Annotated in this window: 21 protein-coding genes, 1 pseudogene and 1 riboswitch; of the genes and pseudogenes, 7 read left to right on the plus strand and 15 right to left on the minus strand. The window is 53.3% G+C overall.

The window, feature by feature from the left end; translation table 11 throughout:
* Together ACOJWD_RS09300 and ACOJWD_RS09305 are read left to right on the plus strand one after the other, a co-directional pair.
* On the plus strand, window positions 1-390 hold a 390-nt coding region (locus ACOJWD_RS09300), incomplete at its 5' end, for a malic enzyme-like NAD(P)-binding protein (RefSeq protein ID WP_486992951.1).
* Window positions 391-432: 42 nt separating this feature from the next.
* Window positions 433-1,446 carry a diacylglycerol/lipid kinase family protein gene (locus ACOJWD_RS09305; protein WP_486992952.1) on the plus strand — a complete coding sequence of 338 codons (1,014 nt, stop codon included), beginning with the start codon at window positions 433-435 and terminating at the stop codon, window positions 1,444-1,446.
* A 1-nt stretch (window position 1,447) separates the two neighbouring features.
* Here the strand turns inward: ACOJWD_RS09305 and ilvE are convergent, their stop codons facing one another.
* From ilvE to ilvD, 7 genes are all read right to left on the minus strand, one after another.
* Window positions 1,448-2,341 carry a branched-chain-amino-acid transaminase gene (gene ilvE / locus ACOJWD_RS09310; RefSeq protein WP_486992953.1) on the minus strand — a complete coding sequence of 298 codons (894 nt, stop codon included), beginning with the start codon at window positions 2,339-2,341 and terminating at the stop codon, window positions 1,448-1,450.
* Between the two features lie 76 nt (window positions 2,342-2,417).
* Window positions 2,418-4,082, minus strand: coding sequence for a biosynthetic-type acetolactate synthase large subunit (ilvB, locus tag ACOJWD_RS09315; protein WP_486992954.1), 1,665 nt, complete (start codon window positions 4,080-4,082; stop codon window positions 2,418-2,420).
* 29 nt (window positions 4,083-4,111) lie between these two features.
* A complete protein-coding gene (gene leuB / locus ACOJWD_RS09320; protein WP_486992955.1) occupies window positions 4,112-5,185 on the minus strand; it encodes a 3-isopropylmalate dehydrogenase in 1,074 nt (357 codons plus the stop codon).
* Window positions 5,175-6,350 (minus strand): 2-isopropylmalate synthase, encoded by a 1,176-nt coding sequence (locus ACOJWD_RS09325; RefSeq protein ID WP_486992956.1) that lies wholly within the window; start codon window positions 6,348-6,350, stop codon window positions 5,175-5,177. Before ACOJWD_RS09325 ends, leuB begins: the two co-directional genes overlap by 11 nt.
* Window positions 6,351-7,376, minus strand: coding sequence for a ketol-acid reductoisomerase (ilvC, locus tag ACOJWD_RS09330; RefSeq protein WP_486992957.1), 1,026 nt, complete (start codon window positions 7,374-7,376; stop codon window positions 6,351-6,353).
* A complete protein-coding gene (locus ACOJWD_RS09335; protein WP_486992958.1) occupies window positions 7,373-7,696 on the minus strand; it encodes an amino acid-binding protein in 324 nt (107 codons plus the stop codon). The genes ilvC and ACOJWD_RS09335 overlap by 4 nt, the downstream gene beginning before the upstream one ends.
* A gap of 487 nt (window positions 7,697-8,183) precedes the next feature.
* A complete protein-coding gene (gene ilvD, locus ACOJWD_RS09340; protein ID WP_486992959.1) occupies window positions 8,184-9,893 on the minus strand; it encodes a dihydroxy-acid dehydratase in 1,710 nt (569 codons plus the stop codon).
* A gap of 152 nt (window positions 9,894-10,045) precedes the next feature.
* Between ilvD and leuC the strand changes: the two genes are divergently transcribed.
* A complete protein-coding gene (gene leuC / locus ACOJWD_RS09345) occupies window positions 10,046-11,467 on the plus strand; it encodes a 3-isopropylmalate dehydratase large subunit (RefSeq protein WP_486992960.1) in 1,422 nt (473 codons plus the stop codon).
* Entirely contained in the window at window positions 11,464-12,075 is a 612-nt protein-coding gene (gene leuD / locus ACOJWD_RS09350; protein ID WP_486992961.1) for a 3-isopropylmalate dehydratase small subunit, read from the plus strand. The genes leuC and leuD overlap by 4 nt, the downstream gene beginning before the upstream one ends.
* Before the next feature lie 176 nt (window positions 12,076-12,251).
* On the opposite strand, the gene ACOJWD_RS09355 is transcribed toward leuD, so the two are convergent.
* Window positions 12,252-14,705 carry a hypothetical protein gene (locus ACOJWD_RS09355; protein ID WP_486992962.1) on the minus strand — a complete coding sequence of 818 codons (2,454 nt, stop codon included), beginning with the start codon at window positions 14,703-14,705 and terminating at the stop codon, window positions 12,252-12,254.
* A 310-nt stretch (window positions 14,706-15,015) separates the two neighbouring features.
* Window positions 15,016-15,109: riboswitch (cyclic di-GMP riboswitch) on the plus strand.
* A gap of 74 nt (window positions 15,110-15,183) precedes the next feature.
* On the opposite strand from ACOJWD_RS09355, the gene ACOJWD_RS09360 reads away from it, so the two are divergent.
* The 3 genes from ACOJWD_RS09360 to ACOJWD_RS09370 all read left to right on the plus strand — a co-directional run bounded on the left by ACOJWD_RS09360 (window position 15,184) and on the right by ACOJWD_RS09370 (window position 18,711).
* A complete protein-coding gene (locus tag ACOJWD_RS09360; protein WP_486992963.1) occupies window positions 15,184-15,516 on the plus strand; it encodes a winged helix-turn-helix domain-containing protein in 333 nt (110 codons plus the stop codon).
* A gap of 210 nt (window positions 15,517-15,726) precedes the next feature.
* Window positions 15,727-16,929 carry an NHL repeat-containing protein gene (locus ACOJWD_RS09365; RefSeq protein WP_486992964.1) on the plus strand — a complete coding sequence of 401 codons (1,203 nt, stop codon included), beginning with the start codon at window positions 15,727-15,729 and terminating at the stop codon, window positions 16,927-16,929.
* Window positions 16,930-18,090: 1,161 nt separating this feature from the next.
* A complete protein-coding gene (locus tag ACOJWD_RS09370) occupies window positions 18,091-18,711 on the plus strand; it encodes a DUF4232 domain-containing protein (RefSeq protein ID WP_486992965.1) in 621 nt (206 codons plus the stop codon).
* Between the two features lie 700 nt (window positions 18,712-19,411).
* Here the strand turns inward: ACOJWD_RS09370 and ACOJWD_RS09375 are convergent.
* From ACOJWD_RS09375 to ACOJWD_RS09405, 7 genes and pseudogenes are all read right to left on the minus strand, one after another.
* Window positions 19,412-19,630, minus strand: a complete 219-nt coding sequence (locus ACOJWD_RS09375) for a GNAT family N-acetyltransferase (RefSeq protein ID WP_486992981.1) — start codon at window positions 19,628-19,630, stop codon at window positions 19,412-19,414.
* A complete protein-coding gene (locus tag ACOJWD_RS09380) occupies window positions 19,631-19,894 on the minus strand; it encodes a hypothetical protein (RefSeq protein WP_486992966.1) in 264 nt (87 codons plus the stop codon). It lies immediately after the preceding gene.
* 555 nt (window positions 19,895-20,449) lie between these two features.
* Window positions 20,450-21,652 (minus strand): CPBP family glutamic-type intramembrane protease, encoded by a 1,203-nt coding sequence (locus ACOJWD_RS09385; RefSeq protein ID WP_486992967.1) that lies wholly within the window; start codon window positions 21,650-21,652, stop codon window positions 20,450-20,452.
* Window positions 21,649-22,128 (minus strand): annotated as a pseudogene (locus tag ACOJWD_RS09390) (DUF1700 domain-containing protein); the annotation flags it as partial. The pseudogene ACOJWD_RS09390 and the gene ACOJWD_RS09385, both read right to left, overlap by 4 nt.
* Window positions 22,129-22,176: 48 nt before the next feature.
* Complete coding sequence (locus tag ACOJWD_RS09395; RefSeq protein ID WP_486992968.1) at window positions 22,177-22,518, minus strand: PadR family transcriptional regulator; 342 nt, start codon at window positions 22,516-22,518, stop codon at window positions 22,177-22,179.
* Entirely contained in the window at window positions 22,515-22,787 is a 273-nt protein-coding gene (locus ACOJWD_RS09400) for a transposase (protein WP_486992969.1), read from the minus strand. The genes ACOJWD_RS09395 and ACOJWD_RS09400 overlap by 4 nt, the downstream gene beginning before the upstream one ends.
* Window positions 22,781-23,299 carry an ISL3 family transposase gene (locus tag ACOJWD_RS09405; RefSeq protein WP_486992982.1) on the minus strand — a complete coding sequence of 173 codons (519 nt, stop codon included), beginning with the start codon at window positions 23,297-23,299 and terminating at the stop codon, window positions 22,781-22,783. Before ACOJWD_RS09405 ends, ACOJWD_RS09400 begins: the two co-directional genes overlap by 7 nt.
* Window positions 23,300-23,378 lie beyond the last annotated feature (79 nt).

Genomic DNA, 23,378 nt, shown 5'->3' on the forward strand with positions numbered 1-23,378 from the left:
ACGGTTGAAGACGTAGAGGCGATGGCAACCGACCCGATACTGTTTGTGATGGCCAATCCGGACCCGGAAATTCAACCGGAGTTAGTGCAGTCCAAAGTCCGAGTGCTGGCCACAGGACGTTCAGACTACCCCAATCAAATAAATAACGTCCTCTGTTTCCCCGGACTATTTCGGGGCCTTTTGGACAGCCGAGCGACCCGCATTACCTTGCATATGAAGCTCAAGGCGGCTGAAGCATTGGCGGCTACCGTACGTCCTGAAGAGCTGTCGGCGGAATATATTATCCCCAGTGTGTTCAATCGTGACGTAGCCAAGAAAATGGCTCAAGCCGTATCTCGAGCCGCCGAAGAAGATGGCGTGGCACGGCGCATCGCCCCTAGTCTCCGCTAGGACAAAAGATATCAGGTATCGCACGGACGAAGGGACGATGACATGAAAGCGGTCCATCCAGACATGCCGACCCTGTTGCTGATAAATCCTGCATCGCGTCGAGGAACTGCCGCGTTTGAGCACTATCGAGCCACGTTGCAAACGCAATTAGCGCTACACAGTGCCATGCTTACGCAGTCTGAAGAGGACATGCGGGATCGGATTCGTACCGGTCTCGCACAAGGCATCAAACGGTTTATTATTGGCGGCGGCGACGGCACATTGTCTGCCGCCGCTGATATTCTCGCGCAAACGGAGGGCATATTAGGGATCATTCCTCTGGGCACCGGCAACACGTTTGCTCACGGCTTAAGCCTTCCGTCACGCTCAAGTGACCTGTGTAGCCTTCTCAGCACAGGTCCGGTGGCACAACTAGATGTGGGAATTGCACAGCATGGCCAAGAGTCCAAAGTCTTTTTGAATAGCCTCACTATCGGATTTAGTGAGCGGCTGGTGGAACTACTGGAACGCCGCACCAAAGACCGTCTCGGCCATTTAGCGTGGGTCGTGCAATTTCGTCGCGCTCTACAGAAAACCCCCGTGTTTGAGGTGGCTCTCAAGTGGCCCAATGGCTCCGACCGCTATCTTACCCGTCAATTAGTGGTCGTGAACGGCCGAACCATTGCCGCAGGCATCGCTGCCACCCCCAGTTCCTCGGCACAAGACGGGCTATTAGAAGTTTTCCGTTTGGGCGATCCCTCTTTGCGATCAATTTTTCGCATTGGAATCAAGCTTCTCCTCGGAAAGCTGTTCTCCGAGCGTGATGCCCATTACGTGACTCTCAGCGAGGTAGACATTGAAACTCACCCACCACTGCCGCTCAATATTGATGGGGAAGTATGGAGCACCCCTCCCGTCACCTGTAAAGTGCTTCCCTCATCGTTATCGGTGATTAGCCCCTCGGGCAACGCTCAGTCTCCCCATCGATGGCCCATCGCCACCCATACCCTCGGTCCGCGACCCCTCGTGCCGAAGAAATCGTATAGCATCTCATCCCGTCCCCCAAACTCTGGCTAGGCTATATCACGGAGATTCCGTGCACTTCCGTACCTTCGGTACGCGCATACTCCATGAAGCGGTATCGCAAGTCCTCGGCAATCGGTCCTGGCCTTCCGTCACCAATGACCCGACCATCACAGCTGATCACCGCAATCACTTCGGCGGCCGTCCCGGTTAAAAAGCACTCCTCAGCGTTATACAGATCGTGCAAGGTAAAATTCTCTTCCTGCACCGCCCTTCCTTGCTGCTGCACCAGGCCTATAATGATTTCTCGGGTAATACCCGCGAGAATTCCCGCGGATAGCGGAGGAGTCATCAGAGTTCCCTTGCGCACAATGAAGATATTGTCGCCGGTCCCTTCTACCACGTGTCCTAGTTGGTTAAGCATCACCATTTCCTGGACACCACGCTGCCCCGCTTCAATTTTGGCCAGCACACTATTGAGATAATTTAACGACTTAATCTGCGGATTTAGCACATCTGCCGCAGGACGGCGCATACTGCAAGAAGCCATGTGAATACCCTCTACATAGAGTTCTTCGGGGAAAAGCTGTATCTTATCCGCAATAATCAATACCGTGGCACGGCCACAATGCGCGGGATCCAGGCCCAAGTCACCGATACCACGCGATACCACGACACGAATATAGGCATCCTGGAGTTGATTAGCCCGTACCGTGGACACCACCGCATCACTCATTTCCTCACGTGAATACGGAATGGTCAACAACAAAGTGGAAGCCGATTCAAAGAGCCGCTCCATATGGCGCTCGAGCTTAAAAATGCGACCATTATAGCAACGAATGCCCTCAAAAATCCCGTCTCCATAGAGAAATCCGTGGTCCACTGGAGAAATATGCACACGCTCTTCAGAAACTATCGCTCCGTTGAAAAACATTGAACGACCCGCCATAAACCCACTTCCTTCACCGGAATTCATCGTTGGTTTCCGCTCCGTGATCGGCCCTATCGGGGGTGATACCACCCCTTTAGCCCTCAATGACATCATCTAAAGAATGGCCACTGGGCACCATCGGGAATACCATCTCATTGTTATCAATGTGCACTTCAAATATCACCGGTCCCGATGCTTGGACCAGATATTGCATCGCGCCCCTGAATTCAGATTCCGTTTTCACCGACATCCCGGGAATACCAAACACCCGGGCTAAGTCCACAAAATCAGGATTACTCAGTGCGACCCCATGACGTCGGGCGCCGTGAAACAAATCTTGCCATTGCCGCACCATGCCGTGGCCCCCGTTATTCATCACCATGATGATAATCGGAATATTAAATTGAGCAACCGTGGCCAATTCTTGCAAATTCATTTGGAAGCTACCATCACCGGCAATGAGAAACACCCGACCTTGACCGCGAATCGCTGCTTCTGCACCCACGGCGGCAGGAAGTCCATAACCCATCGTTCCCGCTCCCCCCGAGGTGACAAAACGTCTCGGCCGCTCGCGCTTGAGCCACAAAGCCGCCCACATCTGGTGCTGACCCACGTCGGTGACGACCACGTCGTTATCCATTAAGTGCTCGGATAACATTGTCAACACAGTACCGCTCGCCAATTGGCCGCTCTCACTACTTTTTACATGAAGAGGATGCTGCTCTTTTAAGCGGCTCAGCTTCACAATCCAGTCGCGATGCTCTGCCTCAGGAATTATCTGGTCCAAATGTGGTAGAATCTCGCGTAAATCTCCGCGAATGGTGATATCTGGCACCACAATTTTCCGGTGCTCAGCGGGATCAATTTCGACATGAATAATTTTTGCTCGAGGAGCAAAGGTCTCGACACGTCCCGTCACCCGATCATCAAACCGCACCCCTAGAGCCACGATTAAGTCGGCGTCCTGCATGGCGTGATTGGCGGTCCAGGTGCCATGCATCCCTAACATACCGAGATTCAATGGATGAGACCCCGGAAATGCCCCGATGCCTAACAGCGTAGTTGTCACCGGAGCATGGTACCGCTTTGCCCACTGCGTAATATACGAGGACGTATCACTTGCCACGATGCCGCCACCGATATAAAAGAGCGGCCGCTCGGCACGTTTTAGATAGGACTTCGCCCGCGCCCAGGTTAGTGCCCGAGGAACATGGCCGGCGCTACGCGCGAACTCCACTGCATGCGGGACATCCACACTCACTTCGCTAAGTTGCACATCTTTCGGCAACTCCACCATCACGGGGCCTGGTCGCCCCGATTGGGCTAAGGCATAGGCCTCGCGAACCACTGATCCCACCTCGTCCGCGTGTTCCACCTTCCAACTATGTTTGACAATCGAGAGTGACATCGTAAAGAGGTCCGCCTCTTGAAACGCATCGCTGCCGATCAATGCGGTGGGCACCTGACCCACAAGAACCACCAGCGGAACAGAATCCGTCATCGCGGTCATCATGCCGGTCATCGCATTCGTCCCCCCTGGACCGGAGGTCACTAGGGCGATCCCCGGTTTCCCACTGACCCTAGCATAACCATCGGCGGCATGGATGGCGGCCGATTCATGCCGTGTCACAATAAATGGCAAATCGGGATAGGCTGTCATGGCATCCACCAAAGGGAGGATCGCCCCGCCCGGTACTCCAAATACCGTAGTCACACCTAAAGTGCGTAATTCCTGCCAAACACGCTCGGCTCCCGTCATGGAACGGCCCTCCTTATTGGTATTGGTGTTCACTTACTCGGTTGCTCACCATGATAGAGGTAATCGATAATTGCTCGAGTCACGTCCGCGGTCGCATGCGTACCTCCCAAATCGGGAGTACGCATCCCCCGCCTTATCGTATTTCGCACCGCGTCTTGCACCGCACGCCCCACTTGCGGCTCCCCCAAGCTCCACTGTAGCATCAAACTCAAAGACCAAATGGCTCCCACAGGATTGGCTATCCCCTGGCCCGCAATGTCGGGGGCTGATCCATGAATCGGTTCGTAGAGTCCCTTACCGTCAGGCCACTCCCCAAGAGTCGCCGACCCCAATACTCCGAGACTGCCCACGATGCCCCCCGTGAGGTCACTCAAAATATCTCCGAAGAGATTTTCCGTAACAACCACTTCATACAGTTCTGGACAACGGACTAATTCCATCGCCGCCGCATCGACGTAACGGTGAATCAAGACAACGTCACTAAATTCCCGCTGGTGCAAGTTCTTCACCGTTTCTCGCCACAGCCTAGATGTTTCCAGCACATTCGCCTTGTCCACAGAGACCAACGCTACATGGGCAGACTGGGCCATGTGAAACCCAATACGGGCAAGCCTTTCTATCGCGGAGGTGCGATAGCGGGCGGTGTCGAATGCTTCGACGTCGCCTCCCTCACTGCGTCCTCTGGGCTCACCGTAATACAATCCTCCTAACAATTCACGAACAATTACGCCTCCACGAGGTGGATGTTTTAACGGCGATTGCGATTCGAGCCCCTCAAACACTTCAAAGGGGCGAATATTAGCGAAAAGGCCCAGTGATTGGCGAAGAGTCAGCAGCCCCCGCTCGGGAGTGTCCTTCGCTCCGTCCCATTGAGGACCGCCCACTGCACCTAACAGCACGGCGTCAGCCTGACGAACTAACACCTCGGTTCCTGCAGGAAAAGATTCTCCCCGAGCGTCAATGGCGGCACCGCCAATGAGTCCTTCTTCCACCTTAACATCCAGTCCATAGACCTCACGAAGTGCCTCCAAGACCTGCATGGCAGCGACTGTCACTTCAGGGCCGATACCGTCACCCGGCAATAAGGCCATTTTATGCGCCATGGGAGGTCTCCTGACGGTGGATAATCACTTGGTCCCAAATCCCCACCAATTCGCGGTCATCAATCGCTCGCTTCCCTTCCGCCATCCGTTTAATGTGACTCTGGATGGTTTTGAGGTCGTCGGCCGTATAGGAAATCCCCAGATTCTCCAAACGTTCACGCAGCGCGTGACGACCCGAGTGTTTCCCCAACACTAAATGGCTCCCTTGCCCCAGCGATGCCGCATCGAGAAATTCATACGTACGGGGATCCTTGAGCATACCATCTTGATGGATGCCGGACTCATGGCGGAAGGCATTATGCCCTACAATCGCCTTGTTCGCCTGAATACTCATACCGGTCAGTTCACTCACCAGTTGGCTAGTGTGATAGATTTCGCTCAAGTTTAATCCATGATATAGCCCCCAGTGATCTGCGCGGGCCCGCAAGGCGACCGCAATCTCCTCGAGTGCGGCATTCCCAGCGCGCTCTCCAATGCCATTCACGGCGACCTCCACCTGTCGAGCTCCTGCCCTCACCCCCGCAAGAGAGTTGGCCACCGCCAATCCTAGATCGTCGTGACAGTGAACCGATAGCACCACCTCGGGAGGAATTCGCCGACGCATGGTGGCGATCAGTGCAGCATACTCCTCGCTCATGGCATAGCCGACGGTATCCGGAAGATTGATGGTACGAGCCCCGGCGGAAACCGCAGTCCTCACCACCTCCCACAAGAATTGTGGGTCCGATCGCGTCGCATCTTCGGCCGAAAATTCGACATCGGAATACGCGCCACAGGCAGTGCTCACCGATTCTTCCACGCGATGCAGAACCGCTTCCGGTCCCAACCGCAATTTGATCTGCATATGCACCGGAGAGGTGGCAATGAAGACGTGAATGCGTGCATTCTGCGCAGGCTCCAGCGCCCTCATAGCTGCATCGAGATCGCCGTTCTCACATCGGCTGAGAGCCGCAATTGTGGTCTCTTCAACCTCGCTCGAAATCGTCTTTACGGCCTCAAAATCGCTCATCGAAGAAATGGGAAACCCGGCTTCAATGACATCCACACCCAATCGCGCCAACTGATGCGCAATCGCGACCTTCTCTTTCACGGTCAGCGCCACTCCAGGAGATTGCTCCCCATCGCGTAAGGTAGTATCAAAGATAAGCACTCGAGCGTTTTTCACTTAACGCACCTCCTCAGACACCTCGTCTTCCACCGACGGCCGCAGCCACGACATCATCGCCCGCAAATCCTTTCCGACACTTTCAATAGGGTGAGTCCGAACCTTTTCTCTCATCGCTGTCAACGCCTCTCGGCCTTGGCGATTTTCTGCCATCCATTCCTGGGCGAACGTTCCCTTTTGAATTCGCTGCAATACGTCTTGCATGGTCTTTCGGGTCGCATCGGTCACAATAGACGGTCCAACCGTCAATCCCCCATACTCCGCCGTATCAGAGACGGAATACCACATCGCGCCCATCCCGCCTTCATAAATCAAATCGACAATCAATTTCATCTCATGCAAGGTCTCAAAATACGCAATTTCTGGCTGATATCCCGCATTGACCAACGTTTCGAAGCCCGCCTGCATCAGAGCACTGACGCCGCCGCACAATACGGTCTGTTCCCCAAACAAGTCGGTCTCGGTCTCCTCCCGAAACGTCGTTTCGATAACTCCAGCTCGCGTTCCGCCAATGCCACAGGCATAGGCTAATGCCAAGTCGCGCGCCCTTCCCGAGGTATCCTGATGGACTGCAAAGAGGCAGGGCGTCCCTTGTCCTTCCCGATAGAGCCGTCTGACCAAATGCCCAGGCGCTTTAGGGGCCACCATAAAGACATCGATATCCGGGGGCGGCACAATTTCACCAAAATGAATCGCAAATCCGTGAGCAAAGGCGAGAGCCTGCCCCTGATGTAAATGCGGTGCGATAGCCGTGCGGTACAGGTCCGGCTGTATATGATCAGGTGCCAGAATTTGAATCACGTCTGCAGCTTGCACGGCTTCAGCGACATCCATGACCGCCAATCCATCGCGGCGGGCTCTCTCCCGTGACGCACCTTCACGAATGCCAATCACTACCCGCACTCCACTATCTCGGAGATTGAGCGCGTGCGCGTGCCCTTGGCTCCCATATCCGATGACCGCCACCACGCGTTTTTGTAGCAAGGACAGGTCGGCATCGTTGTCATAATAGATTCTCGTGTTCATAGATAGGCTCCCTTCGTGGTAGATAAGCGCATGCGGCGGGTCGTAGGGTGAATTAAACTTTGCCCTGACATTCCCTGTCTCTCCTCGTCCGTTTCCATGGCGAGCCATTGAATATCCCGATGCCGCGACAACTGGCGCATTAACCGACGGACTCGCGCCTCGTCCAAGTTGAGGTCTAATGTCGCGTGAATTTGATTCTGTGCTCGATGCTTTTGAAATGACGCCGCCTCCACGTCCACATGGCGCTGTCCCATCAGCGCAAACAGCCGCGCTTCGGCGCCTTTGACCAAGGACATTTGTACGACAATTCGATAGGCCATCAGTTCATCTCCTTAGCAATCAGTTCTTTGAGTCAGACGACAGGGTAGACAAACGCCCCTCTCCGTTAGGAAAGGGACGTTTGCACGTGTTACCACCCTTTTTCCCTCTAGGATCCGCAATGGCTATCCCAGAGGCTCTATCATGGATAACGGCATGACCCGCCACTCTCTCGGTATAAAACGTCGAAAGCGGGTGCTCCGGGGCGAGAAGCGATTCTTCCTGTCTTAGGCTTTCACCACGTCCTAAGTCGCTGAAACATTAAAAACCGCCATTCCCCATCCTCGCACAGCTATAGAAAAACCCGCAGCAAGTATGATGCGAACTTGCCACGGGTCTTTTATCCCCACGGTGTAACCCACTTTGGGCCTGTACCGCTCGGTCCTGTTCTTTGTCGGAACGGATCCCTAGGTACACTTCGTGAATGCTATTGGGAGATAGTTATTCGTGGAACAATCAAAAATTCCTTCTTGCTGAGAAAAATATTTTTCAATCATCGTCCACGGTGGTCCGAGCGCCAATGGAAGCTGAGGAGAATAACCGCTGATATTTAGCGAGTGCTCCGCGGGTATAGCGGCGCTCAGGTCGTATCCACTCTGCCCGTCGGACGGCCAGTTCCTCTGGGGACAACGCCACGGAAATCTCTCGGGTATGACTATTAATGCGAATGATATCCCCATCATGAATGAGAGCGATAGGGCCTCCCACCCATGCCTCGGGAGAAACATGACCCACCATGGGTCCACGGGTGGCGCCGGAAAACCGGCCGTCCGTCACCATGGCCACATCGCGCACATGACCTTGACCGATGATGGCGGCTGTCACCGACAACATTTCTCGCATTCCAGGCCCCCCCTTTGGCCCCTCATAGCGAATCACGACCACCTCGCCACTCACAATGCTCCCTTGAGAAATTTCTTCAAAGGCAGCCTCTTCGCCATCAAACACGCGTGCCGGTCCCTCAAAATCCACCACTCCCGACGCATCGGTCACTTTGAGTACTGCACCATCCGAGGCTAAATTGCCTCGCAAAATAACTAGGGCTCCGTCCGCGTGAATTGGTTTTTCTACGGGGAAGACAATACGCTCTGCCTCATCATGCGGCTCAATCACAAACTCCTCAATTTCCTCTCCCAGAGTCCGTCCGGTCACGGTCATCGCATCCCCATGCAAGAGCCCGGCCTCAAAGAGTCGCTTCAGAATGAGTGGAACCCCTCCGACCCGATGCAAATCGGCCATGAGATATTCACCGCCCGGCTTGAGGTTGCCAATGTGAGGGGTCTCCCGCGAAATCTGATCAAAGTCCTCCAACGTCAACGGCACTCCCGCTTCACCAGCTAGTGCCATTAGGTGCAACACACTATTGGTCGATCCTCCCAACGCGGCGGTGACCCGAATGGCATTTTCGAAGGCCTTTCGCGTGAGAATCTCTAACGGTTTTACCCCTAGGTGCAAGGTTCTCAGCACCTGTTCCCCAGACTCATAGGCGCGTTGAGCACGTTCAGGATGCACCGCCGGCACCGCCGATGTGCCCAATCGAGCCATACCCAGCGTTTCCACCAAAGTCGCCATGGTATTGGCCGTGAAGAGTCCGCCACACGTACCGGGGCCAGGACACGCTGCGCGCTCAATGGCGTCCAATTCCGCATCCCCAATGCGACCTGCGGCATGGGCTCCTACGGCCTCGAAGACATCTTCCACGCTCACCGATTCACCGCGATACCGTCCCGGCATCATGGTACCGCCATAGAGAATCACGGTCGGAATGTTCAGGCGCGCCGCCGCCATAAGAATCCCCGGCAAATTCTTATCACAGCCGCCCACGGCCGCTAATGCATCAAATCCTTCGGAAAACGCCACAATTTCGATCGAGTCAGCAATGATCTCACGACTAATTAAAGAGCCCTTCATCCCTTGGTGTCCCATGGCAATGGCATCGCTTACCGTGATCGTGGGAAATTCAATCGGGGTTCCCCCAGCCGCTCTAATGCCTTTTTTCACTTCCCCCACCACTTGGTCCAAATGAAAGTTGCAGGGGGTCACCTCCGTGGCCAAGTTCGCCACTCCAATAAAGGGTTTTTGAAAGTCCTCATCTGTCAGCCCCATCGCCCGGTACATGCTTCTGTGCGGAGCCCGCTCCGGCCCCTCAATGGTCACCCGACTACGTGCCCGAGTCGGGTCTGATGCACTTTTTTCCATGACCAACCTCCTAGTTCAAATATTGCCGACCATTATACGAGTACTCCGGTAAATCTGGAAAGAGAAAAAATTTTTTGTCTCAACGCCTAGCCTTTTTTTCCCCGCGAGACTACAATGGGGGACAAAAAATTGGCGCGAAAGGATCGTGGGACATGCCAAGTCAAACCCTCTTTGAAAAGATATGGCAGCGCCATATCGTCCGATCGGGCAATGAGCCCGATACCGCCCTCCTCTACATCGACCGTCATTATGTTCATGAAGTCACCTCTCCTCAAGCTTTCGAGGGATTACGCGCCTCCCATCGACGGGTTCGGCGCCCTGATCTTGGGATTGCCGTCATGGACCACAATGTGCCCACGAGCGATCGCGCTTGGCCTATTCAAGATGCCATTGCGCGCAGACAAATTGAGCAGTTAGCAATTAATTGCCGAGAATTTGATATCCCGCTATTGGACTTGCACCATCCCGACCAAGGCATTGTGCACATTATCGGCCCGGAGCTCGGCTATACGCAACCCGGCATGACCATTGTATGCGGCGATAGTCATACGGCGACCCACGGCGCCTTTGGGTGTTTAGCCTTTGGCATCGGAACCAGCGAAGTAGAACACGTCTTAGCCACGCAAACGCTCTGGCAAAAGAAGCCGAAGACCATGCAGGTGCAATTCCACGGAAAACGGCCCGACGGGACCACCGCTAAGGACATGATTTTATTGCTCATCCACATGATCGGCATTGCTGGAGCTACCGGCTATGTCATTGAATATTGCGGCGAGGCCATTGACGCACTCAGCATGGAAGAGCGGATGACGCTCTGCAATATGTCTATCGAGGCCGGCGCTCGCGCCGGAATGATTGCGCCGGATTATACCACCATCGAATACTTACGCCAATGTGAATATACCCCCAAGGGTGTGGAATTTGACCGACAAGCCGCCGAATGGCTCACTCTGGTCAGCGATGAAGGGGCAGAATTTGATACGCGGGTGAACGTCGACCTCGAGCCATTGGCCCCAATGGTCACCTGGGGAACCAACCCCGAGATGAGCGCTCCGGTGACCGCAGAGGTCCCTGACCCGAACGACGAGACAGATCCCGTCAAACGCGACATGATGACACAAGCGCTCCGCTATATGGCGCTTCAACCCAAGACCCCTATAAATCAAATCGCCATCAATCGCGTATTTATTGGATCGTGCACCAATGGGCGCCTAGAAGATTTACAACAGGCCGCGAGAATCATCGAAGGCCGCCATGTAGCTCCCGGGGTACGCGCCATGGCCGTGCCCGGATCAGGTCGAGTAAAGCGCGCCGCAGAGAGTCTAGGATTAGATCACATTTTCCAAGCCGCGGGATTCGAATGGCGAGAACCCGGATGTAGTCTTTGTCTCGGAATGAATGACGATATCTTGTCTCCCGGTGAACGCTGCGCCTCTACATCCAACCGCAATTTCGAAGGACGACAGGGGCGTGGCGGTCGAACGCATCTCATGAGTCCCGAAATGGCAGCCGCTGCGGCCATTACCGGCTATATCACCGATGTTCGTCAACTGTCTCAGGAGGTCATATCATGACACCATTTACTGTTCACGAAGGGATCGTCGCGCCACTGAAGCGCAGTAATGTGGATACCGATCAAATTATTCCCAAGCAATTTCTCAAGCGGATTGAGCGGACCGGATTTGGCCAATTTTTGTTCTATGACTGGCGCTTTTTTGAGGACGGACATCCCCGGGAAGATTTTTTCCTCAACAACGTCCCTTATAACCAGGCGAGCATTCTATTAAGTTCGGCAAACTTCGGGTGTGGTTCTTCCCGCGAACATGCTCCCTGGGCCTTACAAGATTTTGGCTTTCGTGTCCTCATTGCTCCCTCTTTCGCGGACATTTTTTACAACAATTGCTTTCAAACCGGTATTCTTCCCATTGTCCTGCCGGAGTCCCAAGTAAATCATCTATTTGATGTGTCTCATGGGGATGTGGGCTTGACACTTCGCGTCGACTTAGAAAGCCAGATCATTCATAATACTGTCCACGGTATATCGTGGGGATTCACGCTCGATCAGGAACGCCGACGCAAACTCCTTTTAGGGCTGGACGAAATTGGCGAAACCTTACTGTACGAAGAGGACATTTCCCTATATGAGGCTCAACACTCGGTAACGCCTGCCGCCCACGGTTAGGATTGGATTGCGTCGTTCTAGTAGCCAAAGACCATAAGTTCTCTTAACAAGTCGGCGTATATCTTCGCGTCCTAGTCCCGCCATCAACATGACCATTGCCATTTGTCGGCTATCAACATGAAAACACCAAAGGGCCCCCTACGGGTCCCTTTGGTGTTTGTCCGATGGCCCTTCACTTATTGCCGACGAGGCATCAACACGTAGGCTCCTGCAATGGCCAATGCAGCTCCTCCAGCCATTATCGGAAGGAGTGGCAGTGCAGTGACCGGTGAAGTGGCACCCTTCATCATGCTGGTCGAATTGCTGCCAGACGAAGATGAAGATTGGCTCTTTGGCGTTGTCGTGGTGGACGTCTCAGATGTGGCACTAAACTTCGACGGGAATTGGTCTACGATTCCCTCGGCCAAATACTGCCCTGCCGTATACATCAGGTTATAGTCTGCCAAAAGCTCTGGATCTGCTGCACTATAGTTGCCTTTAGTGGAATCCAGAAAGGCAGTGGTGATTTGATTAATGTGATCCTGTAATACGGTAGAGAGGGTTGACTCACTCAAATTGGGATTGGCCTTAGCCATAAACGCAGCGAATTGGTTCTTGTCAGTGGTGAGCGTTGCTTGTGCTTGTTGTGCCCCCGCTGTGTCACCCGATTTGACATCGTTTACGTAGGTGAAAAAGTACATGTGGTCATTCCACAGCTTCTCAAACTCTGCAGCGGCAGCGGAGCCATACACACTTCCTATAGCCTGAGTTAACTCTTGCGTGTTTTGATTCATCACGGTAGCCAACGCATTGGTAGCTTGTGTATTTCCGCTATATTGCGCCTGCATACGGAGTTCGAGTATGAACGCGTGAATACCTAGCAACTGATCGAGTGTACTGACCAAATTACCCGACGGGGTATTAGGAGAGGTGTTATTGAATTTCGACGGCATCTGTTTCTCGATGCCCGTGGCTAGATAGTCTCCTGCCGTGTACATCAAGTTGTACGCGTCGACCATTTCCGAATCTGCGGCTGTGTAGTTCCCAGCTGTATAGTCATTAAACGCCGTAGTAATTTGATTAATGTGCTCTTGAAGCACCGAGGAGAGTGTCGCCTCGCTTAAATCGGGATTGGCCGAAGCCATAAACTGGGCAAACTCATTTTTGTACTTGGTGAGTGTGGCTTGTGCGCTATTCGCGGCCATCATATCTTGCACATAAGTGAAGAAGTACATGTGTTCATCCCACAAGCTTTCAAACTTCTGCCCCCCAGCCGTCCCATAGAGACTGGTAATGGCCTGAGTCAGTGAAGCGGTGTTTTGATTCATAATCGCCGTATACGCGTTGTACAAATTGGTGTTACCCGAATACAAAGCTTGCATCCGCAACTCTAAAATAAGCGCATGTTGCCCGAGCAACTGATCCAAGCTAATGCGCAAATTGCCCGCTGGCGTGTTAGTCGAGGTGTTATTGAACTTCGAGGGAAATTGAGCCACAATGCCTTTAGAGAGATACGCTCCTGCGGTGTACATCAAGCTATAATCGGTGGCCAACTCTTGCTCAGAGCCCTGATAGTTTCCCGCCACATAATCCTGAAATGCCGTGGTAATTTGATCAATGTGCTCTTGGAGAACTGTGGATAACGTACTTTCACTGAAATTCGGATTAGCGGAAGCCATAAACTCGGCAAACTCATTTTTATAATTGGTGAGTTCAGTTTGTGCCGCTGCCGCACCCGCCGTATTACCGGCCTTCACATCATTGACATAGGTGAAAAAGTATTTGTGCTCATTCCATAAGCTTTCAAACTTCTGTCCTGCAGCCGTGCCATATACACTGGTGATGGCTTGGGTCAATGCAGTGGTATTGGCCGTCATAGCGCTCATATAGGCGTTGTATTGCGATTGATTACCACTATAAAGCGCTTGCATGGCCAGCTCAAGAATCATGGCATGTTCGCCCAGCAACTGGTCCAATGAGGATTGTAGATTGACCGCGGCTGTCGTGGTCGAACCATTGTCAAACTTGGACGGCGATTGTTGAACGATGCCGTTCGCTAAGTATCCAGCGGCGGTAAACATCAAATTATAGTCTGTTTCCAGTTCCGACACAGAAGACGAGTCATTGCCAGCAGCATAGTCGTTAAATGAGGTCGTAATCTGATTGATGTGGTCTTGTAAGACAGTCGACAAAGTCGATGCCGACAGATCAGGGTCAGTTTGATTCATAAAAGTCGCGAACTGATTTTTATAGTTGGTCAGTGTTGTCTGGGCGGTTTGCTCTCCCTTTACATCGTTCACGTAGTCAAAGAAGTACATATGCTCGTTCCACAGCGACTCGAATTTTTGTCCGGCCGCACTGCCATAAATGCCAGTAATTGCCTTGGTCAGAGCTGCGGTATTTTGATTCATCTCAGTGGTCAGTTCGTTGTATTGAGCCGTGTTTCCACTGTATAGCGCTTGCATCCGCGTTTCCAATATGACCGCATGCTCTCCCAGTAATTGGTTTAGGGCCACTCGCAATTGTACACCCGGTGTCGTCACAGCCGCCACCCCAGCAGGAGTAGTGGCTGCAAACGTCAGTGACGCGCTCGCCCCAACACTCACAACACTTAAAGCTAGAGCACTCAATAATTTCGTAGTTCGTTTCATGATGACTTCCTCCTTAGTGATTAATTTCACTGCATATACGGAGGAATTCTGATAACCGATCTCTCAGGAGAAATATTTTGGGGTATTCGTATTCCGTGATTGAAACATGCTCTCCTGAGCCGGTTGGTCATCCACCAACGTTCTGTTGAAATAGCGATATCGTCGACGGTGTGGTAAAGCACTCGACCGTGTTGATCCCTCGGCAAACGAGGTGTTATTCCCTGGCCGCATTTCGTGTTTTTCGGCTTTGGTCAGACTCTCACCTTGCTGTGTAACTTGTCCGTCCCCATCAGCGTTCTATCATTACCAACATTTCACAGGGCACACCCGCGCGGAAGCCGGGGTCGCAAAGTCATAGGGTCTTCCGTCCTGACGCGTCGGGACCAGATAGCCTGACTGCCCGTCAATCAGACGGCGTATTCTTCTCTCGGCTTCCGCGCCTGTCCCATCCAGCGAGTATCCCTGTACGGAGGCGACGATGGCTGAGATTTTGGTGTTATCTGCTCACATTCGCATCGATTTTGCACTGCATGGGGTCTGGCGCGGTCGCCGCTTTATCCCCCTTCCCGCTCGCACGTGGGCCATTTTGGCCTATCTCGCGCGTCATCCCAATACCGTCATCGCCAATGATCAATTATTGGCGGTTGGCTGCCCAGGGGAACCCCATGTGCCCGATGCCCTGGGGCGGCATATTCACCGCATTCGTCAGGCTGTCGAACCCCATCCGCACCGTCCCCAATGGGTCGTGACCTATCGCTCCGTTGGGTATTGTCTGCGCGTGTCGGCGGCCCAGTCCCCCTCCGCCTCGTGACAATCTGCCTCCCTACGTTTTGTTTCAAGTCGTGAGGATCATAGCGGGATCTTGCGGACATTTGGGCTGCAATCCGTTGTGCTGTCTACATTTCCGGCGTTCAAAAAGTGTCGGAAAAGTGCCGGGTTACTGTCGGCTAAGTGTCGGTTTCAGGCGCTACGCTGAAAGTGGCCCTCGTAAGAGGGACTTCGATATAAGGAGGATCTCAGTATGACCAGTGTTACAGCCAAAAATACGATGGGTTCATCCGGGAAGCCGAGCCGGTTCTTCCTCTATGGACTTGCCAATGGGAACACCGGGATAACCGGTCGTGTACTCCAAGCAGGCATGATCTCTGAAAAGACCGGCAAGTTGACTTTGACGACGTTATCGACCGAGCTGGCAGGTGTACCGCTGCTATCTCCCGACGGACAGACACTGACGTTCGTGACACTACACGGTGCACCACGCGAAATGTCGGTCGGCGTTCATTTCACAGCGGTACAAGGTGATACTGGCCTTAGCAGTTACTACTTTCCGTTGCCAACACTACCACCCGAAACACAGGTGCTAGCGACGCCGACCTTTACCCAAGACTCAAAGACGCTTGTCGTCGTGCTTTCTGTGATGGAGAAAACGAACCTGAAGCCTTTTTTCAAACACGGAACGTCTTATGGACCGGAACCCCGGTCAATGACGAGCTTCACGTTAGTGACTCATCACGAACTTCTGTACTTTCATCGAGACACATTGCAATTCACTGGGCCATTTGACCTTCACGATGCTCCATCGCTAGCGCGGGTCAATCTGACGGCAGATACAACCAATGTCTATCTGTGGACCATGACAGAGCCCGCGTCGCTCAAGAGGCGCAAGGGGGACGGAAAGTCGTGGCCCGATGTGCAATTGTCGATCTACCCGATTGGGTCGGGTACTTGCAGCAAAGCGGTGGTGGTTCCCGGTCCATGGCCCGTTAACAACGAACCAACGGCAGTTTTGGCATCTGGTGATGTCGTGCGCTTGGGTGAGGGTCGAACACTATACGTTTATTCGACGGTCACTGGAAAGGCTACGGCCTACCCCATCCCTGAATTAGGGAAACCAACGGCCAAAGCGGGGCCATCGACCTTAACCGTGACTTCGCGGGATAACGTCGTCGTGTCGTCGGCTTCGTTGGGTCGAGTTGTTGTTCTGACCCAGGCGGGCGGTGGCTTCACAACAACGTCTGTGGTGTCGTATCAGCGATCGAGATATTTGGGGGGCCCGGTGCGCAAAACTGCCCTGTCTGGAGATGCCAACACGGTCTACGTACTAGGAGGAACGAAAGCCGATGGTATCACCGCCTACGATATCAAGACTGGGGAGGTTAAGGCCACAACGGAACAGCCCACCCAGTATGTGGGGTTTCTGTTCTTCCCAGCCAAGAAGTTCTAGCGGTTGACCCCACAGTACCCGCGATAACTGTTCTCACCCCCGACCTCAAGATAGTTGCGTCCGTTAAGATGCCTATTCCAGTTGTCGAGGTTTTCTAGGATACAAGGAGAAGTATATAAGGAGGCAGTATAATGGCAGGATTTGATACAGCAGGAACGATTCAGGAAGTCGAGTCCGCGGCTATGAGAGAATTCAGCAAAACAGCATTCTGGTTACGCTACTTCAGCCCCTGTCCATACACGGCAGTAAACAGTAGCTCCACCAACGCCAACGACGAATGTGCTGCTGCGTATGAATCGGGAGCCCCATACTTGGGCCCTATTACCTCGCCAACGCAGTCCCGTCTCAGTGGGACAGAGGCAGACGGAACGGCGGACGCCAACACCTTCACCAACGCTTTGTATACGGTTTATGTCGATGTTGGACCACTGGTATTACCCACTAACAACGAGTTGTGGTGCTGGTTGGATCAGGAATACTCGACATCGCTTAGTGTTGATTATTGGAATGGCTGGTCGAACGGAGTCGCGTCATACAACTTTGCTGACACGGGAACCTATCCGTTGCTACCCTCTCTCTATTGTGATCCCTGTGCGCCTTACCCTAACTGTTCCACACTCCTCGATGCGACGTACCCGTGTTATGGAATTTGGTCTTCGGAGCCAGAGCCTTGCGGAGATACCGAAAACCCTCCAACGTGGGATGGGGATACATGCTCTGGTTGTGGTGTTGACAATGGCGTCAACACTAATATGTGGCAATATGGAGAACAGACCGTATGTGGATACAGTGCAGACGTCGACCTTGACTTAGGTCATCCAAGCGTTGTCGTAGCTGACTACTGCTTCTACATCTCATCAAACCCTAACTAACGGCCCCCTACGAGAATTGAGTAACCCTCGCTCTTAGTAAGCGAGGGTTACTTGCTTCAAAAGATTGTGGGTCACGGTGGGGGGCTTATCCCGCTTGGATTTTGGCCAAGCCGCGCAGCAGAACTCGGCCGGGCATCGTGCAGTCACGATGCGCACAACTCTCGCTCCTCATCGCGTAATAGCCCAAAAGGAACTGCTCTTTGGGCTTTATTTGTCGTAACCTCTAAGCCATCGTGATCGTTATAGCTAGTGGTGCATATTATGAAAAACGGAAGGGGAATCCATGGGAATGCGACCCATACTCATAGGAATCGTGGGTGTTGCTAGCATGGTCGGCTTAGCTGGCGCTAGTTTAGCCTATAGTCATCCGGCTTATTTCGGCATTATCAGCCGGGTCAGTAAAACGGCATCTTCACATGAGAATTCCCCCGCTTCCCGCAAAATCCCCGTTAAACCGGTGCAAGCGTGTTCGACTACGGCACTAACAATCACGTTGTTCAAGACCGGTGAAGCGGGCGGTACGGACGGGGGATACATTAAGTTTACGAACCATGGGTCTTCTCCCTGCGCCCTGCACGGATGGCCCGTCATCATTGGCGTCAAGGCGAATGGATCGCGCTCCAACCCGGCCGCGCATGTGCAGAGTACCATGTTTGGGCCGGTCGGCAAAGGCACGCCTACCGTCGTGCTCCGACACGGTCAGTCGGCAGCTGCAGCGCTTGTAGGAAGCGATATGCCGGGCCCAAACGGCCGCCCAGCAAGTATTTATCGGACTCTCTTGATCACACCGCCCGGTAGCGCGAAATCTGTGACAATCTCGGCACGGTTGCCAGCTGACGCGGCCTATTTGTCGGCCAGCACAAAACTCTATGTGTCGATAATCGTCCCTATGACTAAAGCCCACGCGTGAGTGGAGACATGGGGACAATGAGGCACACGAACTTCTAACCATGGTGTCGGCTACGTTTCGGATGACTCCGCTCTGCGTTTCCAGGGGAATCGCCTCTTATTCCGGTTATTGGTTCCAATGATACACAGACCCCGTTTACCCTGAGGAGGCAATGGACGGAAGATTTCCGGTATTCGTATTCCGTGATTGACACAGGCTCTCCTGAGCCGGGTTGTTCAGCCATCAACGTTTCAAGAGATTCGGAATGGATTGCAATGGTGCTCCCCTCAAGGGTATTTCTCGCGTCGATCAATCATGGCCTACGAATTTACTATAGCGTGCGGCGAACAGGACATCAATCATAGACTACGATTTTATAACGGGTTGTTTGATGTCAACCAAAAAGTTGGATCAATCACGGAATACGAATACCCATATTTTGTAATCGCCATCACGAACCCATCGGACATGTGCAAGAGACGCCGACTATTCGGCCAAAATATTTGGACCATGAGTAATGTGTGGCTAGATTTCCTCGTGTCTTGGCTCAATCGTCCGTTCTCAGCACAACCGACCAAGGTCGGACTGTGCAGATCGTATCGACCCTGCCGCTGTTTGGAAGCCGCCGGCGACGGACCCTACGAACCATGGAAGCGCAGACGCTACTGCGCTATCGCCCCAAGTACTGAACCCGGAGGGCTGTATGAAAAAGATCACGACTTTACACTAAGGTAAAAATAAATTCGTCTGTCTCCGCCTGGCGGGCATTCGCGAACCCGTGGTTCTCGCCGGTAATGACAAACCCGCACTTTTCTAACACCCTCCGCGATGCGATGTTGTCTTTGGCGGCCCGCGCATGCAGCGGGCGGGTCGGTATCCGCCGCAGAAGTTGTGCCAGGGCGGCCGTGGCAATGCCTTTGTTCCAATGTTCGCGTGCAATTCAATATGTGACCTCCCGCTCGCCAAACAGCTCGAACGTCCCTACGTGACCCACGACCTCCTGGCCCAGCAAGATAGCCTTCGTCATAATGCCCTCATCGGTCAGAATTCGCGACCAGTGGACCTGAAAGGCAGCCCAATTGCTGGAATCCTCGGCGGTGAACGCCGCCATCTGTTTGGCCACGGGATCCTGCTGGGGTTGAAAGAAGACTGTTAAGTCTCTCTCGGTGACATCTCTTAGCGTCACCGTCACGGTATTGTCCACAGAACCTCATTCCCTTCATGCATTTGCAAACGATTGTACTTTATAGTTAGATACCGCGCTATGAGAGGGCCCATCAATAGATGATTCTGCTATCGAACCTCCATACGACACGTTGATAGAGCGGCCGAGCACTCGGCCAAACCTACGCGGGAACGGTTGGCGTTATTTTGAGACAGCGCAATAATGTACATCGGAAGCGGATAATACGGTATTAACGCCCTCGTAGGTCCCGCTGAGCAACCTAATCCTCATGCTTGGAGGACCGGGGAATACATCGGCGCAGTCTTTTCGTCCTTGAGGCTGATCGACTTGACTAATCGATTTCACCTGTCTTCGGTGTACCCGCGCGATATGCGATGAATGACGGCGGGTGCTAACACGGTATCTAGGGACACCCTTGCCATAAAAAGAGTATATAGATGCTCCCAACAAAACCGGAACACTCCAATTTCAAGCATTTATACTGAGAAGCGAGAGACAATTTCGTGAATACGAACTTCAACACCAGTGGGATCCTGAGGATTCCTCTGGTGTCTTGGTTCCTGTCATCTGGACTTAGGACGCGTGTGGATATCTGACATCATGCGCGACGGGTTCTTCTTTGCGTGGCTTATACAAAAAAGTGATCCATCCGAGTGCCAGCAACAGCAGGAAGGTCACCAAGAGACCGCTTTCCGGTCCAAACCGCCCGCCTGTAATAGCATTGAGAACCACTTGCCGGATTGCATACAGACTCTGAAGGTTGTGACCACTATTGGGATAACCGAAAACATTGCCCTCAAAGTAATCCCACGACACGTGATAGGCGATCGGCATCCAGAGACTACCGGATTTGATGTACATGGTGGATGCGACCGTGGCGAACAAAAGGAGGTTGAGAACCGCCATCGTCGAGTACCCTGAATTGAGGGAGTGCAACAGTGCGACGATCGACCCTTGGCTTGTTAGTGCCGTCACAAATGCGTTGCTGGCTCCTGGAACGGTTAATCTGATTGGCGCGTTGGACGTCTTTAGAGACCATCCGCCGTCAATCGCAGATGAACCTGTTATTGCCCCGTCCATATCGACGACATCTACCGGTCCGAAAAGGTTAGTCAAGGTCACGGGGCTGGTGGAGGTGCGCGCATCAACGGAACCACGAATGTTAGATAATGTGATACCACCATTTTGGTTACGGACGATAACGGGACCCGTTACGTTGTCCAGGAATACGCTGCCGCTGGACGTGTTCGCTTGAACCGGCCCGTCCACGGCGGATGCTATAACGGCACTATTCGTGGTATTGACCACACTGGCTGCATCCACCCCTTGCAATCTGACCGTACCGTTGGTCGTAGTCACCTTAACAGCCACATCACGTGGTAGGGTTATAGTCAGACGCGGCGATTGCCAAGAAATCGCCAGTCCCCGTCTTTGTGATGGCATCTTCTTCAGTCGCATCAGCACGGTGTCCCCTCTGACTTCAACGGTCCATTCGGAGTCCATTACCCGACGAGCACTGGACGCTGTTTTCTGATGAAGCACTGGAAGCTTCCCGGAATACGAGAGAATATGTCCGCTTGTTCCAGTCACCGTGATATTTGCATCAAATACCACCAAGTCCGTTGTCCGGATACGATGCCGTATCGCGATCTGACCTGAGACCGGAACCAGCTGCGTCGGTGTCTTCCATAGGTTTCCAGTGAGTGCACCAACGCCAACAATGATGGCCCCTATGATGACTAGGCCCGAGGCCAATCCGAGCACTGAATGTTTCACTGTGAGAATCCTCCCTTGGCCAAGCGAATGTTGAATCGCAGATACCGAACGAACCACGTCGAGATGATGCGTTTCAACAACCACGACGTACCGACAAACAGGAACAGGCCAACGCCCGTCACCAAGAGAGAACCCCCAATTATCGTGACGCCGTAACCTTGAGTCGCACCGTACACCGCGCCCACCGGAGTTACCACCAAGACCGCAGCAATGAGTTCGAGGACAGCGAAGACCACCAATCCCACCACTACTGGAGGAAGAACGATCAATCCGTTCACAAATCCCAAGCTAATGCTAGCGAGGATGGCTCGCAGAGCTGATCTTGGCCGTTTTGTGGTGCCAACTGGTCCGAGATAATATTCAGCGATAATGGCTTTCGCCACGGTCCTGGGATCGCCTAGCCGTTTGAACACCTCTGCGTCTTCCACGCCATGCTCACGGGCCGTCCGAATGTGTTCGTCGTAGTCACGGACAAAATCTTTGACGGCGCGTCCTCGGGCATCTTACGTAGTAACTTGGTGAGCTCATCTAGAAATGGTTGAGGGGTCATTTGCCGCACCCTCCTCGATAATCTGATCAACACTGCGTTCAAAGTGCCTCCACTCCTGTATCAGTGCCTGAGCGTAAGTTTTCCCTTGCTCCGTCAGCCGATAGTACTTGCGCGGGGGACCCTCCCTCGATTCGACCAGATACGTAGAGAAATACTGCTCCTGCGTTAACCGTCTCAATAAGGGATAAATTGTTCCTTCGGCAATTTCAAACTTCTCGGAAATGGCGCTGACCAACTCGTATCCATAACGGTCTCGGTTGGACGCCAGTGCCAAGACACACAGTTCCAAAATGCCTTTCTTGAATTGAACGTTCATACTGTCCGTCTCACCATCCCGTTGTGACCATGAGGCCAGCGGTCCGTGAGTGTCATCGATTGCCGCGTCAGCTTGGGGCGACGTGGCACCTTTTTGATGGTACCTTCCGCCCAAAGCATTTTGGCGCGTAACACTGCGAAGCTATAGCCGCGACCCATACGGTCTGTCGCCCGAATCAGGCTATTGAGGCTCTCCCTGTACGCATTCGTGACGGGATGGTCAAAATAGGCCAAAATGTCCTGCTGCCAGTGGCTCCATGCGGTCAGCACCTCCCCAAACGCCTCCCGAGTCTCCCCCGACAACCCTGCTCCCATGCGGCAAACCGTTGCTCGGCCTGCGCACGACTCGTGGCCGCGTACAGATCAAAAGAGGCTTCTTTGGCCTGATGGGCCGCTCCCAGGATGGGATAGTTTTTGACCCATGTCGATAACAAGAGTTCCTCCCGTGCGTCGAGCGCGGCCGCGCGTTTGAGCAAGATAAATCGGTCATGCATGAGCCCGCGCCGCTGTGCCGGGGAGAGCGCGGTCCGCAGTTGTTTTCGCACCTGCTCGACGGCGGCATTGGCCATTTTCACCACATGAAACTTGTCCACCACAATGGTCGCCTGGGGCAATACGGCGCGGACGGCTTCTTTATACGGACGCCACATATCCATCGTGACGACGGCGATGCGGTCCCGGTTCGGCATATGGGATAGATAGCGCATGATCGTGTCTTTATTGCGATTGACTAAGATGTCCACGAGCGTCTTTTCCTGGACAATCCTAAAAACGATCCTGATACTTCATCACAGGATTCTCGTCGTTTCCATAGTTTTGTCTGGATTCAACACCACGACTCCGCTGCCCTCGATAAGTGCC

The sequence above is a fragment of the Sulfobacillus sp. TH-112 genome, from assembly GCF_057473405.1.